General features: G+C 69.0%; 13 protein-coding genes. 12 read left to right on the top strand and 1 reads right to left on the bottom strand.

Annotation, left to right across the window (positions count from 1 at the left end):
* Positions 1-136 precede the first annotated feature (136 nt).
* Positions 137-1,291, top strand: a complete 1,155-nt coding sequence (gene dnaJ, locus ACW17V_RS19555) for a molecular chaperone DnaJ (RefSeq protein WP_492106691.1) — start codon at positions 137-139, stop codon at positions 1,289-1,291.
* Here the strand turns inward: dnaJ and ACW17V_RS19550 are convergent.
* A complete protein-coding gene (locus tag ACW17V_RS19550; RefSeq protein WP_492106690.1) occupies positions 1,288-1,803 on the bottom strand; it encodes an energy transducer TonB in 516 nt (171 codons plus the stop codon). The two genes, dnaJ and ACW17V_RS19550, sit on opposite strands and share 4 nt — an antisense overlap.
* 184 nt (positions 1,804-1,987) lie before the next feature.
* On the opposite strand from ACW17V_RS19550, the gene rhuM reads away from it, so the two are divergent.
* The 11 genes from rhuM (at position 1,988) to murJ (ending at position 15,944) form a co-directional block, all read left to right on the top strand.
* Positions 1,988-3,043, top strand: a complete 1,056-nt coding sequence (gene rhuM, locus ACW17V_RS19545; RefSeq protein WP_492106689.1) for a RhuM family protein — start codon at positions 1,988-1,990, stop codon at positions 3,041-3,043.
* A 46-nt stretch (positions 3,044-3,089) separates the two neighbouring features.
* A complete protein-coding gene (mutS, locus tag ACW17V_RS19540; RefSeq protein ID WP_492106688.1) occupies positions 3,090-5,789 on the top strand; it encodes a DNA mismatch repair protein MutS in 2,700 nt (899 codons plus the stop codon).
* 21 nt (positions 5,790-5,810) lie between these two features.
* Positions 5,811-8,636 carry a [protein-PII] uridylyltransferase gene (locus ACW17V_RS19535; RefSeq protein ID WP_492106687.1) on the top strand — a complete coding sequence of 942 codons (2,826 nt, stop codon included), beginning with the start codon at positions 5,811-5,813 and terminating at the stop codon, positions 8,634-8,636.
* A gap of 181 nt (positions 8,637-8,817) precedes the next feature.
* On the top strand, positions 8,818-9,426 hold the full coding sequence (locus ACW17V_RS19530) for a hypothetical protein (protein ID WP_492106686.1): 609 nt from the start codon (positions 8,818-8,820) through the stop codon (positions 9,424-9,426).
* Positions 9,427-10,377: 951 nt separating this feature from the next.
* Entirely contained in the window at positions 10,378-11,019 is a 642-nt protein-coding gene (locus ACW17V_RS19525) for a TetR/AcrR family transcriptional regulator (protein WP_492106685.1), read from the top strand.
* Between the two features lie 99 nt (positions 11,020-11,118).
* The gene (gene folE, locus ACW17V_RS19520; protein ID WP_492106684.1) at positions 11,119-11,757 is read left to right on the top strand and encodes a GTP cyclohydrolase I FolE; all 639 of its coding nucleotides are present in this window, start codon (positions 11,119-11,121) and stop codon (positions 11,755-11,757) included.
* Between the two features lie 5 nt (positions 11,758-11,762).
* The gene (locus ACW17V_RS19515; RefSeq protein ID WP_492106683.1) at positions 11,763-12,182 is read left to right on the top strand and encodes a thiol-disulfide oxidoreductase DCC family protein; all 420 of its coding nucleotides are present in this window, start codon (positions 11,763-11,765) and stop codon (positions 12,180-12,182) included.
* Positions 12,179-12,619: a DUF3429 domain-containing protein gene (locus ACW17V_RS19510; RefSeq protein ID WP_492106682.1), complete on the top strand. Its 441-nt coding sequence runs from the start codon at positions 12,179-12,181 to the stop codon at positions 12,617-12,619. The genes ACW17V_RS19515 and ACW17V_RS19510 overlap by 4 nt, the downstream gene beginning before the upstream one ends.
* A complete protein-coding gene (locus ACW17V_RS19505; RefSeq protein WP_492106681.1) occupies positions 12,612-13,367 on the top strand; it encodes an SDR family NAD(P)-dependent oxidoreductase in 756 nt (251 codons plus the stop codon). Before ACW17V_RS19510 ends, ACW17V_RS19505 begins: the two co-directional genes overlap by 8 nt.
* Complete coding sequence (locus ACW17V_RS19500) at positions 13,361-14,305, top strand: NAD(P)/FAD-dependent oxidoreductase (RefSeq protein ID WP_492106680.1); 945 nt, start codon at positions 13,361-13,363, stop codon at positions 14,303-14,305. Before ACW17V_RS19505 ends, ACW17V_RS19500 begins: the two co-directional genes overlap by 7 nt.
* Before the next feature lie 31 nt (positions 14,306-14,336).
* On the top strand, positions 14,337-15,944 hold the full coding sequence (gene murJ, locus ACW17V_RS19495; RefSeq protein WP_492106679.1) for a murein biosynthesis integral membrane protein MurJ: 1,608 nt from the start codon (positions 14,337-14,339) through the stop codon (positions 15,942-15,944).
* The last annotated feature ends 151 nt before the right edge of the window (positions 15,945-16,095 follow it).

Below are 16,095 nucleotides of genomic sequence, written 5' to 3'. Positions count from 1 at the left end.
GTTTCCACTCTGATCGTTCCGCGGCCGCGATCGCCTGCCCGCGCGCACGTGACGCCTTGCGCCTCACCCCGCGCCATCCCACCTGTCTTCCTATCAACGCCTCTCCCGTGGGCCTTTTGAGCGCCAGACGCTGACGATGCGCGACTATTACGAAATCCTGGGCGTGACCCGGACCGCCGACGACGCGGGCCTGAAGTCCGCGTTCCGCAAGCTGGCGATGGAGCACCATCCCGACCGCAATGGCGGCTGCGAGGACGCTTCTGGCCGCTTCAAGGAAATCAACGAGGCCTATTCGGTTCTGTCCGATCCCCAGAAGCGCGCGGCCTATGACCGTTTCGGCCATGCCGGCGTCAATGGCGGCGGTGGTGGCGGCGGCCAGGGCGGCTTCGGCGGCGACGCCAGCGACATCTTCAACGACGTCTTTGGCGACGTGTTCGGCGAGATGTTCGGCGGCGGTCGTCGCCAGTCGAACGGTCCCCAGCGCGGCCAGGACCTGCGCTACGATCTGGAGATCACCCTGGAGCAGGCCTATGCCGGCGCCGAGGTCGAGATCAAGGTTCCCGCCGCCATCACCTGCGAGGTCTGCGACGGCTCGGGCGCCAAGGCCGGCACCAGCCCGACGGTCTGCGGCACCTGCGGCGGCCATGGCCGCGTGCGGGCGACGCAGGGCTTCTTCGCGGTCGAGCGCGGCTGCCCCCGCTGCGGTGGTTCGGGCCGGCTGGTGCTGGATCCCTGCCAGGCCTGCAACGGCCACGGCCAGGTGCGCCGCGAGCGCATCCTGTCGGTGCGTATCCCCGCCGGCGTCGATGACGGCGCCCGCATCCGCCTGTCGGGCGAAGGCGACGCCGGAGCCCGCAGCGGCCCGCGCGGCGATCTCTACATCTTCCTGTCGGTGATCCCGCACGAGCTGTTCGAGCGCGATGGCCTGGACCTGCTCTGCACGGTTCCCGTGCCGATGACCGTGGCCGCGCTCGGCGGCGAGATCGACGCCCCCTGCCTGATGGGCGGCGAGGAATGCGACGGGACCTGCAAGATCCCCGTCAAGGTTCCCGAAGGCGCCCAGACCGGCAAGACCGTCCGCCTCAAGGGCCGGGGCATGCCGTCCCTGCGCAGCCGCCAGCGCGGCGACCTGGTGGTGGAACTGTTCGTCGAAACCCCGACCCACCTGTCGGCCCGGCAAAAGGAGCTCCTCAAGGAGCTGGCCGGCCTGTGCGACGACAAGCAGAACCCCAAGTCGGCCAACTTCGTCGGCAAGGCCAAGCGGTTCTGGGACGAGGTTACGGGAAGCTAGAGGTGGTGGCCGCGTCTACCCGCGACCGAGAACACCAGCGCCAGTAGCGCGAAGGCGATCGCCCCCACGCCCGCGATCAACAGCATATCGCCCGAATCGAGCGGCGCGAGCGACGGCTCGACGCCTTTGGGCAGCGCGGCGGTCGCTGTCCTGAGCCGAGACCAGCTGTCCTGCGGCATCTGGAATACGATTGGGATCGTCACCTCGGGCGTCTTGGCCGCATAGTCGGCGGGCGGCGGCAGCATCCGGAACTTCTGGGACAGGGCGACGGCCGCGACGCCGAAATCCTCGCCCTTCGGGGCTTCCGAGATCACCTGGCAGTTTCCCAGGCGGCCGTCGGGACCGACCTGGCACTTGATCACCGCCTTGCCCTCGATCCCGTGACGCTGGGCATGGGCCGGATAGGCCCATTCCATGTCGTCGCCCGTCGGCTTCTCCAGCCAGTCGGGCTTGTAGCGGCCCATGACAGCGGGGCGCTCCGGAACGGCGACGGCCGCTTTGGATGCAGACATGTTCAACCCCCAACCTGAGGGCGATCTGGCACGAAGTCTCGACGGTCGGCAATTGCCTAGATGTTGCGCCGAAAGTGGAAGCCGGTTTCAGCGCCGGTCACGCTCTGGCCGCACGATTTTGATGTGGCGCTCAAATCAGGGTTGTTCTACTCTTGTTCTCATTCTTTGATGGGGACTGCACGCCTTGCAACAAGACGACGCGGCGCCGGTGCGCCTCCTCGAAGATCTGGATACCGGTCACCGCTTCCTGATCTACGGGACGGAGGGCGGCCCCAGGGTCGAGCTCCGCTATGACGGCGATGCGCTGTGGATGACCCAGGCTCAGATGGCGGGGCTGTTTGGCCGGGATGTCTCGGTGATCTCACGGCATATTGCGAAGATCCTCGAAGATGGCGAACTGTCCGAGGCGAGCAATTTGCATTTCGTGCAAATTGCTCGATCCACCAAGCCGGTCGCGCTCTACAGCCTCGATATGGTGATCTCGGTCGGCTACCGGGTCAGTTCCACTCAAGCCACGCTGTTTCGAAAATGGGCGACCAGCGTGCTGGTCCGGTTCGCGACCAAGGGCTTTGTGGTCGACGCACTGCGCCTCAAGGACCCAGATGGTCAGGATCGCGTACGTGAACTGCGCGAGGTCGTTCGCGACATTCGGGCCTCTGAAGCCAATGTCTATGCCGAGCTTCGGCGGATCTGCGCCTTTTGCCAGGACTATGAGCCAAACTCCCAGGCGGCGTCGGTGTTTTACCGTCGCACTCAGGCCAAGCTGCTCTATGCCGTCGTGAACCAGACGCCGTCGGAAGTGCTGGCCACGCGGGCGGATTCGCAAGCGCCCAATATGGGTCTTCAGTCCTGGCCTAAGGACGAGATCCGGCAGATCGACGCGGTTGTCGCCAAGAACTATCTCGCGCCGGCCGAACTGAAAGAGCTCAACCGATTGACGACGATCCTGCTGGATATCTTCGACGATCAGCTTGAAATCGGCAGACTGGTTCTGATGGAGCAAGCCGCCCAGCTTCTCGACGAGCAGTTGGCGGGTCTAAAGCGTGTGGTTCTTGATCACGGCGGCGGCGTTCGCCACGAACAGGCCGAAGCCAGGGCCAAGACCGAGTACAGGGTGTTCGATGAGGCGCGGAAAGCGGCGCGCCGCGCCGAGGTTGATCGAAGCCTCGCCGAACTGAGACGGGCCGACAGCGCCTTGCCCAAGACACGGCCATCGAGAAACCGGCCCGAGAAACCTTAACGCCGCCCCTTAACGCGACGCGCGACGCTCTGTAGTTTCCCGGGCGATGAACGCTCCCGCCTCTCCCGCCATCCAGACCTATGACGCCACCGGCGCGACGCCGGTGATGCAGCAGTTCTTCGAGATGAAGGCGCGGCAGCCGGACGCCCTGATCTTCTTCCGGATGGGCGATTTCTATGAGCTGTTCTTCGACGACGCGATCCGGGCGGCCGCCGCCCTGGGCATCTCCCAGACCTTCCGGGGCACGCACAACGGCGAGCCGATCCCGATGGCCGGGGTGCCGCAGCACGCGGCCGAGGCCTATCTGTCGAAACTGATCCGCCAGGGCTTCAAGGTCGCCGTCTGCGAGCAGATGGAAGACCCCGCCGAGGCCAGGAAGCGCGGCTCCAAGTCGATCGTCCGCCGCGACATCGTGCGGGTGGTCACCCCCGGCACCCTGACCGAGGACGGCCTGCTGGACGCCCGGGGCGCCAACCGTCTGGCCGCCGTGGCCGTGCGTGCGGGTCAGGCGGCCGTGGCCTCGGTCGAGCTGTCGACCGGTGAGGTCGAGGTGTTCTCGGTCAGCAAGGACGGCGTCGCCGCGATCCTGGCGGCCCTGGCCCCGTCCGAGACCCTGGTCGCCGACCGGCTGCTGTCCGACGACCAGCTGTCCCAGACCCTGAAGATCTGCGGCGGCCTGATCCAGCCCATGCCGTCGGCGCTGTCGGAGCCGCAGGCGTCCGAAGCGCGGGTCAAGCGCCTGTACGGCGTCGACACCCTGGATGGCTTCGGCGGGCTGTCGCCGGCCGAGATCGGGGCCCTGGGCCTGATCGCCGCCCATCTGGAAATGACCCAGGCGGGAAAGCTGCCGGCCCTGCGCGCCCCGCGCCGGGCGGCCGACGCCGACGTCATGGCCATCGACCCGGCCACCCGGGGCAGCCTGGAGATCGACCGCACCCAGACCGGCGACCGCAACGGATCCTTGCTGGCCGCTATCGACCGCACCGTCACCGCCGGCGGCGCGCGGTTGCTGGCCTCGCGCCTGGCCCGGCCGCTGCTGGACCCCGCCGCCATCGACGAGCGCCTGGACGCGGTGGAGTGGTTCGTCGAGCACCGGCCCCTGCGCCAGCGCCTGCGCGAGACTCTGAAGGGCTCGGGCGACATGGCCCGCGCCCTGTCGCGCCTGGCCCTGGGCCGGGGCGGGCCGCGCGACCTGGGCTGCATCCGCGACACCCTGAAGATCGGCGAGACCCTGGCCGCCCTGGTCGCCAGCTCGGGCGATCCGCTGTCGTCGCCGCCGTTCGAGCTGGAACACGCCTTCCGCGCCCTGACGCCCGACCTGCACGACGGTCTGGGCGGCTTCCTGGCGGCGCTGGAGGCGGGGCTGGGCCCCGACTTGCCGGCCCTGGCTCGCGACGGCGGGTTCGTGGCCGCCGGGGTCCGCGAGGAGCTGGATGAGGCCCGCGCCCTGCGCGACAACAGCCGCAAGGTGATCATCGCCCTGGAGGCCCAGCTGGCCGCCGAAAGCGGCGTGCCGCTGAAGATCCGTCACAACGGCGTGCTGGGCTATTTCGTCGAGGCCACGGCCGGCAAGGCCGACCCGCTGTTCCAGCCGCCGCTGAACGCCACCTTCATCCACCGCCAGACCCTGGCCAACCAGGTGCGCTTCACCACGGTGGAGCTGGCCGATCTGGACGCCCGCATCGCCCAGGCCGGCGAACGGGTGCTGGCCATGGAGATCGCCGCCTTCGAGACCTGGCGCGAGGTCGCCCGCCTGCTGGCCGACGCCATCCAGATCGCCGCCGAGGCCCTGGCCAGACTCGATGTCGCCGCCGCCCTGGCCGAATGGGCGCAGGACAGCGGGGCCACGCGGCCGATCGTCGACCGCTCCCTGGCCTTCGACGCCCAGGCCGCCCGCCATCCCGTGGTCGAGGCCGCCGTCAAGCGGGCCGGCGATCCCTATACGCCCAACAACTGCTGCCTGGACGCCTCGGGCGAGACCGGGCCGCGCCTGTCGATCGTCACCGGCCCCAACATGGCGGGTAAGTCGACCTTCCTGCGCCAGAACGCCCTGCTGGCCATCCTGGCCCAGTCCGGCTGCTTCGTGCCCGCCGCCCATTTCCGCCTGGGCGTGGTGGACCGCCTGTTCAGCCGCGTCGGCGCGGGCGACGACCTGGCCCGGGGCCGCTCGACCTTCATGATGGAGATGGTCGAGACCGCCGCCATCCTGACCCAGGCCACGCCGCGCAGCCTGGTGATCCTGGACGAGATCGGCCGGGGCACGGCCACCTATGACGGCCTGGCCATCGCCTGGGCCTGCGCCGAGGCCCTGCACGACACCAACCGCTGCCGGGCCCTGTTCGCCACCCACTATCACGAGCTGGCGACCCTGGAGGAACGGCTGGACCACGTCTCCAACCTGTCCCTGCGAGCCAAGGAGTGGAACGGCGATCTCGTGTTCCTGCACGAGGCCGCCGCCGGTCCGGCCGACCGCTCCTACGGCGTGCAGGTGGCCAAGCTGGCGGGCGTGCCCGGACCGGTCGTGGCGCGGGCCCGCGAGGTCTTGGATCGCCTGGAGACCAAGGACGAATCACCCGCCCGCCTCGACGATCTGCCGCTGTTTGCGATGAGCCAGGCGGTTCAGGCGCCCGTCCATGCGGCGCCCAGCGTCGTGGATGCGGCCCTGAAAGACCTTGATGTGGACGGAATGTCGCCCCGGGAAGCTCTTGAGGCGCTATATCGCCTTAAGGGACTGCTCAAGGCTTAGCGGGTACACCATATCCCCATCATGCCCCGTCGCCTTCGCCCCACCCCGCTGGAACACGTCGTCGACGGTCACGCCCTGCGCGCCCGTCTGTCCGCCGCCGCCCTGGACGCCCTCGGCGACGAGGCCGCCCAGCGCGCCCGCGCCATCGAGATCCTGAAACAGGCCCTGTTTCGCGGCCGGATGATCGCCAAGGAGCGGCTGGAGAACGGGGCCGGCGGCCTTGAGACCTCGCGTCTGCTCAGCGGCGTCACCGACGAGGTGATCACCGCCCTCTACGACTTCACCACCGTCCACGTGTTCCGGGCCCGCAACCCGACCGAGGGCGAGCGCCTGTGCCTGCTGGCCGTCGGCGGCTATGGCCGGCGCACCCTGGCGCCCTACAGCGACATCGATCTGCTGTTCCTGCGGCCCTACAAGACCACGCCCCACGCCGAGAGCGTGATCGAGTTCATGCTCTATGCGCTGTGGGACCTGGGCTTCAAGGTCGGCCACGCCTCGCGCACGGTCGAGGAATGCGTGCGCCTGTCGCGCGAGGACTTCACCATCCGCACCTCGATCCTCGAAGCCCGGCGCCTGACCGGCGACGAGCGCCTGGGCGAGGAGCTGAAGAAGCGCTTCCGCGACGACGTCATGAAGGGCACCGGCGCCCAGTTCGTCGCCGCCAAGCTGAAGGAACGCGACGACCGCCAGGCCCGGGCAGGGGCCAGCCGCTACATGGTCGAGCCCAACGTCAAGGAGGGCAAGGGCGGCCTGCGCGACCTGCACACCCTGATGTGGATCGCCGAATATCTGCACCCGGTGGATCGTCCGGAAGACGTCTTCAAGCTGGAAGTGTTCGACCGGCGCGAGGCCAAGGCCTTCATCCGCGCCTTCGACTTCCTGCACGCCGTGCGCGCCCACCTGCACTTCACCACCGGCCGCCCCGAAGAGCGCCTGACCTTCGACCTGCAGCCCGAGATCGCCCGCCGCATGGGCTATGGCGACCGGGGCGACGCCCCGGCGGTCGAGCGCTTCATGCGGCGCTACTTCCTGATCGCCAAGGAGGTCGGGGCCCTGACCCGCGCCTTCTCGGCCAAGCTGGAAGCCGAGCACTTCAAGAACGAGCCCAAGGGCATTTCCCGCTTCCTGCCCGGCGGTGGTCGCCCCAAGCGCAAGGCGCTGGACGTCGACGGCTTCTACGAGGACGGCGGCCGTCTCAATATCGACGGACCGGAAGTGTTCGAGGCCGATCCGGTCAACCTGATCCGCCTGTTCAAGATCGCCGACGAGCGCGACCTGGACCTGCACCCCGACGCCTTCACGGCCGTGACCCGGTCCCTGGCCCTGATCACCTCGCGCGTCCGCCGCGACGAGGACGCCTGCGCGGCCTTCCTGCACCTGCTGGCGCGGGGCAAGCGCAGCTACCGCACCCTGACCCTGATGAACGACGCCGGGGTGCTGGGCCGCTTCGTCCCGGAATTTGGCCGCATCGTCGCCCAGATGCAGTTCAACATGTACCACTCCTATACGGTGGACGAGCACACCCTGCGGGCCGTGGGCGTGATCGGCGACATCGCCGCCGGACGCCTGGCCGACGACCATCCGCTGGCCGTCTCCATCATGCCGCTGATCGAGGACCGCGAGGCCCTGTTCCTGGCCATGCTGCTGCACGACACCGGCAAGGGCGGGGTGGGCGGCCAGGAAAAGGCCGGGGCCCGGTCAGCCCGCAGCGCCTGCGAGCGCCTGGGCGTCGACCGGCTGAAGGTCGAGCTGGTGGCCTGGCTGGTCGAGAACCACCTGGTCATGAGCGACTTCGCCCAGAAGCGCGACGTCTCCGACCCCGGCACCGTGGCTGCCTTCGCCCGCATCGTCGAAAACCCCGAGCGCCTGCGCCTCCTCCTCGTGATCACCGTCGCCGACATCCGGGCCGTCGGGCCGGGGGTCTGGAACGGCTGGAAGGGCCAGCTGCTGCGCGAGCTCTATAACGCCACCGAGGCCGTGTTCCGGGGCGGACGGGGCAGCGACGCCGCCGCCAGCGTCCAGCGCCACCAGGAGGCCGTCGCCGAGGCCGCGCGGACCGCCCTGGTCGCCGACGACCCCGCCGCCAAGGGTTGGGCCGCCGCCATGGAGGACGCCTATTTCAGCGCCTTCAACACCCAGGAACTGAAAGACCACGCCGCTCTGGCCCGCCGCGCCGCCATCCAGGGCGGAGCCGCCGCCGAGGGCCAGGTGACGCCGGGCTCCAACGCCGCCGAGATCGTGGTCGCGGCCCGCGACCGTCGCGGCCTGTTCGCCGATCTGGCCAAGGCCATCTCGTCGCTGGGCGGCAATGTCGTCGGCGCGCGGGTCTTCACCTCACGCCAGGGCCAGGCGCTGGACGTCTTCTATGTGCAGGACGTCACCGGCGCCCCGCTGGGCTGCGAAAACCCCCGCGCCCTGCGCCGTCTGGCCGACGCCCTCGAAGCCGCCGGGCGCGGCGAAACCATGATCCTCGAGCCCCGTCGCGGCGCCGAACAGTCGCGCACGGCGGCCTTCTCGATTGCGCCGAGCGTGGTGGTCGACAACGAGGCCTCCAACGACGCCACCGTGGTCGAGGCCTCGGGCCGCGACCGCCCGGGCCTGCTGCACGCCCTGGCCCAGACCCTGGCCGTCAACGGCCTGTCGATCCAGTCGGCCCATATCGACGGCTATGGCGAACGCGCGGTCGACGCCTTCTATGTGCAGACCTCCGAGGGCGGGAAACTGACCGAGACGCGCAAGGTCACGGCGCTGAAGGCGGATCTGCTGTCGGCGCTGGAAGCCAACGAGGCCGGAGCGCCGAACACGCGGCCGGGGCTGAAGCGGGCGCGGGCGAGCGTGGCGCGGTAGTTGGGGCTACCCCTCCGAGGGAGCGGGCTTGAAAATACGCCTATCGCGAGAAGCACGGTGACGGCGGACCCGGCATAGAAAACTATATGGGCGGTTGATCGGCTCAGTTGAGCGTCGCCTTCAATCGCTACACGGACTTGGTCACCAGCTCATGGGTTGAACCCGTGATGAAGCAGATTTCATGCCTCACTTTCCGGATATGCCGTCAGGGCTCTATGCCCCGTTTGCCATGGTTTCGGTCTTCGCCGGCTTGGTGGTTTGGCGCCTTGGTCCAGGCAAGGCGGTGAGAACGAATCGAAACGCCAGTTCGGACATCGAAGCATCCATGGAAGGCGTTCGGCGCGCCCTGATCGAGAACTTCAGATCTCATTTAGTAAAGTCTAGAGATTTCACAATCAGCAAATCTGATCCGACTGTGATATCAAATGGAAAGTGTGCGTTTCAATTTCTCTTCGAGCGCCGATCCGGGTCGAAATATGTGCTTCTTGTTTCAGAACCTCACAATCTTCGGAATCCAATGAGCTTTGTTATTCTTAGGCATGTTGTGGGCGCAAAATCGCTTGGCGATGCCGACACGCCCATCGGCTTGGCCAAGATTGTGAACCGCTATTTCCCGATGCTTTTGGACGGCGATTTTTCAATACGCCGCCGCTACGCCGAACTGGAAAACCGTATCTTGGACGGCTTTCAAGCGTCGCAGCGACTTTCTTCCGACGACCCCATTAGGCGGAAAATGAAAGACTGCGACCTGTCCTGGCTGGATGACATAGAAGCTCGCTTCAGAAACTAGCGCGCCCTCGCGCAGAGCCAGCCATTCATCTCTTGGAGGCAGCAGCGTGCCGAACTGTCCAGGTCAGTCAAGGCCCGGTCTGCGACCGGCCGCTCCGCGGCGGCCCGGAGGGCCGGCCTTGAGTGACCTGGACAGTTCGGCGATCGTCTCGCCGTGAGATGAAGGGAGGGCTCCCTTCGGCGCGAAGGGTGCGGGGCGCCAGAACGAAACCTTCTCCCATAGGGAGAAGGAGGGGCCCGCGCCGCAGGCGTGGGAGGATGAGGGGTTTGCGAAGCCCTTCCGGACAGGGCAGGGGCGCCAGGACGGCTGACGGCGTAACCCCTCACCCTCCCACGCAAGCGTGGGTCCCTCCCTCTCCCTCTGGGAGAGGGTTGGGCGTACGGGGATAGACCGCCCTCAATCCCCGTAGTTTCCAGAACAAAACCCAGCCTAATCAACCGCTTGTAAAAAACTTGATCGCGCCAATCAGACGCGCTGAAACCGCCCGCATAATCAATCTCACCTGACAGCACGGGAAGGGCGCACGTACGGCGACCGTTGCGGCTTTCAGGGGTGATCGAGCGGGAGTGAGGGCGGGTGACGTAAACCCGCCTATCGGGGGCAAGCCAAGGCCTCCGCCCGTCCGAAGGTTCGCTCCGGGTTCCTCCGGAATCGGCGTGGCTGCAGCCCAAGGCTGGGTCTGTCGCGAGGAGGGCAAAGCCCGGGTGGGGCATAGGGTTGAACAAGACCCGCGCGCCCCGGCCAGAGGGATAACGATCACGCGGAGCGTTCGTCTTCGTCGAAACGGTATTCACTACCCCCTCATCCGGGCGAGGCCCGGACGCTCCGCGACCCTTCCCACACCATCGGCGGTTTTCCGCGCGAGGTCGCGACGTCGCGCCTGTGTAACCCCGCCCAGATTGCCGCCGCCGCGCCTTCGCGTTACGGGTGGCGCGCACGAGGACAATCACGGTGTCGAGACCCAAGGGCTCCCTGGCCGCCGATCACGAGACCAAGCGGCGTGATCTGCTGACCAAGATGACCGCGCGCCTGATGCGGCGGCAGGCGGCGCGTCCCAGCCTGCGCGATCTGGCCGGGGCCGCCGAGGTCAGCGTTCCGACCCTGCGGCACTATTTCGGCGGCCGTCAGGCGGTGGTCGACGCGGTGCTGGCCGATTGTCTGCGGGTGGGCCGCGAGGGCCTGGACGCCCAGCGCAGCTCCGACCGGCCGTTCGCCGAGTCGATCCAGGGCTATGCCGAGGCCCTGATCCGGGCCCTGCAGGCGCCGCGCCCGGTCAAGCTGGGCGACATCTTCGCCGTCAGCCTGGCCGAAGGGTTCCTGGACCCGGAGATCGGCGCCTCGGCCCTGAACCATATTGTCGAGCCGACTCTGCAGGTGCTGGAAGCCCGCCTGGAAGAGCACATGCGCCGCGGCGACATGATCCAGGCCGACGCCCGGGCGGCCGGCCTGATGCTGCTGTCGCCGCTGCTGGTGGCCTGTCTGCACCAGGACCAGCTGAACGGAACCCACGTGCGGCCGCTGTCGACCGAGGATCTGGCCCGCACGGTCAGCGAGGCCTTCGTGCGGGCCTATGCGGTTCGCGCACCGGCCTGACGGCCATTCGTCGCGTTCGCCAACTCTCCGCTTTTCTATATCTCAAGTGAGATATAGAACCCCGCTCCTAGGCCCGGTGATCGGCGCGGAGAGAACGGCATGGCGAGCAAGATTCACGGCAATTCCTCTCTCGCCTGCCACGAGCTCCATCCCCATCCCCATACCCCGTCGCGCCCCAGCCAGGCCGAGGCCGAGGCGGCCGTGCGCGTGCTGATCGAATGGGCGGGCGACGATCCGTCGCGCGAAGGCCTGCTGGACACCCCGGCCCGGGTGGCGCGTTCCTATGCCGAGCTGTTCAGTGGCTATGGCGAGGATCCGCGCAGCCATCTCGAGCGTACCTTCGAGGAAGTCGGCGGCTATGAGGACCTGATCGTGCTGTCCAATATCCGGGTTGTCAGTTTCTGCGAGCACCACATGCTGCCGGTGATCGGCCGGGCCCATGTGGGCTATCTGCCGCGCAACCGGGTGGTGGGCATTTCCAAGCTGGCCCGGGTGGTGCGCGGCTTCGCCAAGCGCCTGCAGATCCAGGAAAAGCTGACCGCCGACATCGCCCAGACCATCCAGGACGTGCTGGATCCCCTGGGCGTCGGCGTGGTCATCGAGGCCGAGCACAGCTGCATGACCCTGCGCGGCGTCGACACCCCCGGCTCGATGCTGTCGACCAGCCGCCTGCTGGGCGTGATCCGCGACGATGGCCGCACGCGGGACGAGTTCCTGCGCATGGTCCGGCAGGCCTGAGACCGATGACCGCCCCGCTCCTCGCCTCGACGCCCCTCGCCTCGACGACGCCGGCGGTGACGGTCTGGTTCGACGGCGACTGCCCGCTGTGCGTCCGCGAGATCGCCCTGATGCGGCGGCTGGATCGCCGGGGCGCGATCGACTTTGTCGATGTGGCGGGCGACGGCAGCTGTCCGACCGACCGCGCGGAGCTGCTGGCGCGTTTTCACGCTCAGGAGGCCGGCGGGCCGATGGTGTCGGGCGCCGCGGCCTTCGCGGCCCTGTGGCGGGCCATTCCCGTGCTGGCGCCCTTCGGCCGGATGGCGCGCAACCCCGTGCTGCTCTGGGGGCTGGAGCGGGCCTATCGCGGCTTCCTGCGGCTGCGGCCCCGGCTGCAGGCGCTGGTTCGCCGGCTTGAGAAAACCTCGCGCGGAGGCCGTGCATGACCCCCGCGCCCGGAACGCCGCGCGTGGTGCTGGCCTATGGCCTGCTGGGTCTGATCCCCTTTCTGGCGCCGCCCCTGATCGGTGGCCTGTTTCCCGACCACGCCGCCTTCGCGGCCCGCGCCCTGGCCCTGTATGGCGGCCTGATCCTGTCCTTCCTGGGCGGGGCGCGCTGGGCGATGGCGGTGCGCCAGGACCCGGTCGACGCCCGGATCGTGTCGCTGGCCATGATCCCGACCCTGGTCGCCCTGGCCGTGTTGCTGCTGCCCGCCGAGCTGCGGGCCGCGCAGCTTGCGGTGCTGGCCCTGGCCCTGCTGATCCACGGCGCCTGGGATGTCTGGTCCAGCGACCTGCCCGACTGGTATCCGCGCCTGAGGCTGCTCCTGACCCTGGGCGGCACGGCCGGGCTGTCGGCCGGCGCCCTGGTGCTGCATGGCTGAGGCAGCTTCCACACCGGCCCGACTGGCCGTCGTGGTCGGCGGCGCGGGCGGCGTCGGCTGGGCCCTCGCCTGCGCCCTCGCCGAGAACCCGACCTATGACCGGGTCATCGTCCTGTCGCGACGCTTTCCGGCGGACTGGCCGGCTACCGACACCCAGCATCGTCTGGTCTGGATGCCGGCCGATATTCTCGACGAGGACAGCCTCGGGGCCGCCGCCGTCCGCATCGCCGCCCTGGGGGCGCCGACCCTGATCCTGATCGCCACCGGCGTGCTGCACGGCGAGGGTCTGGCGCCCGAAAAGACCCTGCGCGCCGTGACCGCCGAGGCCCTGTCGCGGGTGTTTCTGGTCAATGCCGTGGGCCCGGCCCTGGTGGCCAAGCACCTTCTGCCCCTCACCCCGCGCGACCAGCCCAGCGTTCTGGCCGCCCTGTCGGCGCGGGTGGGCAGTATCGGCGACAACCAGCTGGGCGGCTGGTACGGCTATCGGGCCTCCAAGGCGGCGCTGAACATGCTGATCCGCACCCTGGCCATCGAGCACCGCCGCACCCGGCCGCTGGGCGTCTGCGTGGCCCTGCATCCGGGCACCGTCGACACCGCCCTCAGCGCGCCGTTCAAGGCGGGCGTGGCCGACGGGCGCCTGTTCACCGCCGAGCAGTCGGCCGCCGCCCTGCTGGCGGTAGTCGAAGGTCTGGGTCCCGAGGCCAATGGCGGCTTCTACGCCTGGGACGGAGCGCCCATTCCATGGTGAGCAAACCTCGCACCGCCGTCATCGGCGCCGGCATGGCCGGCCTGACCTGCGCCACCGCCCTGCACGCGGCGGGTCACAGCGTGCTGGTGCTGGACAAGTCGCGCGGTCCCGGCGGCCGGATGTCGACCCGCCGCCAGGCCCTGGGCGACGGCGAGGCGGCCTTTGACCATGGCGCGCCGGCCTTTACGGCCCTGGAGGCCGACTTTCAGGCTCAGGTGCAGTTCTGGAGCCTGCAGGGTCTGGCCGCGCCCTGGCTGGCCGCAGGACCCGGACAGTTTGTCGGGGTCCCCGCGATGAACGCGCCGCTGAAGGCCATGGCGGCCGATCTGGACACCCGCTGGAGCCAGACGATCAGCGGGTTTTCGCGCGACGGCGCCGGCTGGCGCCTGGCCGGGACGACGCAGGACGAGGGGCCGTTTGACCGCCTTGTCGTGGCCATACCCGCCGAACAGGCCGCCGTTCTGCTGGCTCCGGTCCAGCCACACTTCGCCGCCCTGGCCCGCGCCGTTCGCTCCGCGCCGTGCTGGACCCTGATGGCGGTGTTCGATCAGCCCGTGCAAAGCGCCGAGACGGTTCTGACCGGCGGCGAGGTCGTGGCCTTCGCCAGCCGCGAGGCCAGCAAGCCAGGGCGCGCGGCGACCGAGGCCTGGGTGATCCACGCCACCCCCGACTGGTCGCACGACCATCTGGAACTGACCGCCGATCAGGCCGCGCCCCGGCTGCTGGCGGGCTTTGAGGCCCTGCTGGGATCGTCCGCGCCCCTCGCCGTTTCGGCGGTGGCCCATCGCTGGCGCTATGCCCGGCCCCTGGCCGCGCCGCGTCCGGCCCTGTGGGACGCGGCAAGCCGCCTGGGCGTCTGCGGCGACTGGCTGGGCGGCGGCTCGGTCGAGGGCGCCTGGCGATCAGGCTTCGAGATGGCTGCTGGGCTCTTGCCTTGACGCCGTCAGCGCCAACGCCCAGAAGCCGGGCGTGACCGACACCGCACCCCCCGCCGCCGCCCCGAAAAAAGCCCCCGGCATGATCCGGTCGTCGGCGATCTATTCGGGCCTGACCCTGGTCAGCCGGCTGATGGGCTTCGTGCGCGATCTGGTGATCTCGTACTTCCTGGGGGCCAGCGCCAATTTCGCGGCCGACGCCTTCAACACCGCCCAGATGTTCCCCAACCTGTTCCGGCGGATTTTCGCCGAGGGGGCCTTCGCGGCCGCCTTCGTGCCGGCCTATTCCAAGACCCTGGACCGCGACGGGCCCGAGGTGGCCGACAAGCTGGCGGCCGACGCCATGGCCACCATCGCCGCCTTCACGGTGGGCCTGACCCTGATCTCGCAGGCGGCCATGCCGTGGCTCATGATGGTCATCAGCCCGGGCTTCGGCTTTGGCACCGACAAGTACAAGCTGGCCGTGATCCTGACCCAGATCACCATGCCCTATCTGCCCTGCATGGCCATCGTGGCCCTGCTGTCGGGGGTGCTGAACGCCCGGGGCAAGTTCATCGTCTCGGCCGCCGCGCCGATCCTGCTCAACCTGGTGACCCTGATCGCGGTGATCCCGACCCGCAATGCCCACGACGCGGCGGTGGCGGCCTCGTGGGGCATTCTGGCGGCCGGGGTCTGTCAGGTGCTGCTGCTGGTCTGGGCGGTGCGCAAGGCCGGGGCGACGATCCGCTGGCGGCTTCCCCACCTGACGCCGGAGATCAAGGGCCTGATCGCTCTCGCGGTGCCCGGCGCCATCGCCGCCAGCGCCAGCCAGATCAACATCACCATCTCCGGCGTGCTGGCCAGCCATGTGAACGGCGCGCGGACCTGGCTGGCCTATGCCGACCGCCTGTACCAGCTGCCGCTGGGCCTGGTGGGCGTGGCCATCGGCGTGGCCCTGCTGCCGCGGCTGTCGCGGGCCGTGGTGGCCGAAGATCGCGCCGAGGCCCAGAGCGCCATGGACCAGGCCATCGTCTTCGCCCTGGCCCTGACCCTGCCGGCCGCCGTGGCGCTGTTCAGCATTCCGTTCTTCCTGATCGACGGCCTGTTCACCCGGGGCGAGTTCACGGTGTTCGACGCCCGCCAGACCGCCAACGCCCTGCTGCACTATGGCTGGGGCACCCCGGCCTTCGTGCTGGCCCGCATCCTGTCGCCGGCCTTCTTCGCGCGGGGCGACACCAAGAGCCCGATGCGGTTCGCCCTGGTTTCGGTGGCCGTCAATATCGGCCTGGGCCTGGCTCTGTTCCCGTTCATGGGCGTGCCCGGCCTGGCGGCCGCGACCAGCGCCGCCTCGTGGATCAATGTGCTGCAGATGGTGCTGACCCTGGGCAAGCGCGGCGACTACACCCCCAGCAAGATGGCCTGGGGCAAGATCGTTCGGGTGCTGGCGGCCAGCGTCTCGCTGGGCCTGATCCTGGCGGCCATGTCGCACTGGCGGGCCGCCATCGAGGCGCCGATCCTGGCCGTGGGTCTGGGCTCGGCCAAGGAACTGGCGATCCTGGCGACCTGCGCCGTGGCGGCGGGGCTGTATCCGGTGCTGCTGCTGCTGTCGGGCGGGGTGACCCTCGCGGAAGCCAAGACCGTGCTGCGGCGCGGCCGGCGCTAGGCTTGCCCTGCGGCGCGCGGAGCGGTAACCAGCGGTCATGGCTTTGATCGGTCCCTTCGCACCGCGATGGCGCGGCTCCCGCTGACCCTGATCGCCGCATCCCCGGATGCGGTTCGCGTTGCCGCGCTCGCCATTCCAAGTTTCAAGATCC

This window comes from Caulobacter sp. FV2ye17ST (assembly GCF_058680955.1).
This window is presented reverse-complemented; position numbering and strand designations above follow the sequence as displayed.

Coding starts and splice junctions, on each gene's coding strand:
- ACW17V_RS19535 (WP_492106687.1), top strand. CDS start 5,811: ATGCCCCGTCGCCTTCGCCCCACCCCGCTGGAACACGTCGTCGACGGT.
- dnaJ (WP_492106691.1), top strand. CDS start 137: ATGCGCGACTATTACGAAATCCTGGGCGTGACCCGGACCGCCGACGAC.
- ACW17V_RS19510 (WP_492106682.1), top strand. CDS start 12,179: ATGACCCCCGCGCCCGGAACGCCGCGCGTGGTGCTGGCCTATGGCCTG.
- mutS (WP_492106688.1), top strand. CDS start 3,090: ATGAACGCTCCCGCCTCTCCCGCCATCCAGACCTATGACGCCACCGGC.
- ACW17V_RS19500 (WP_492106680.1), top strand. CDS start 13,361: ATGGTGAGCAAACCTCGCACCGCCGTCATCGGCGCCGGCATGGCCGGC.
- ACW17V_RS19515 (WP_492106683.1), top strand. CDS start 11,763: ATGACCGCCCCGCTCCTCGCCTCGACGCCCCTCGCCTCGACGACGCCG.
- ACW17V_RS19550 (WP_492106690.1), bottom strand. CDS start 1,803: ATGTCTGCATCCAAAGCGGCCGTCGCCGTTCCGGAGCGCCCCGCTGTC.
- ACW17V_RS19505 (WP_492106681.1), top strand. CDS start 12,612: ATGGCTGAGGCAGCTTCCACACCGGCCCGACTGGCCGTCGTGGTCGGC.
- ACW17V_RS19530 (WP_492106686.1), top strand. CDS start 8,818: ATGCCTCACTTTCCGGATATGCCGTCAGGGCTCTATGCCCCGTTTGCC.
- folE (WP_492106684.1), top strand. CDS start 11,119: ATGGCGAGCAAGATTCACGGCAATTCCTCTCTCGCCTGCCACGAGCTC.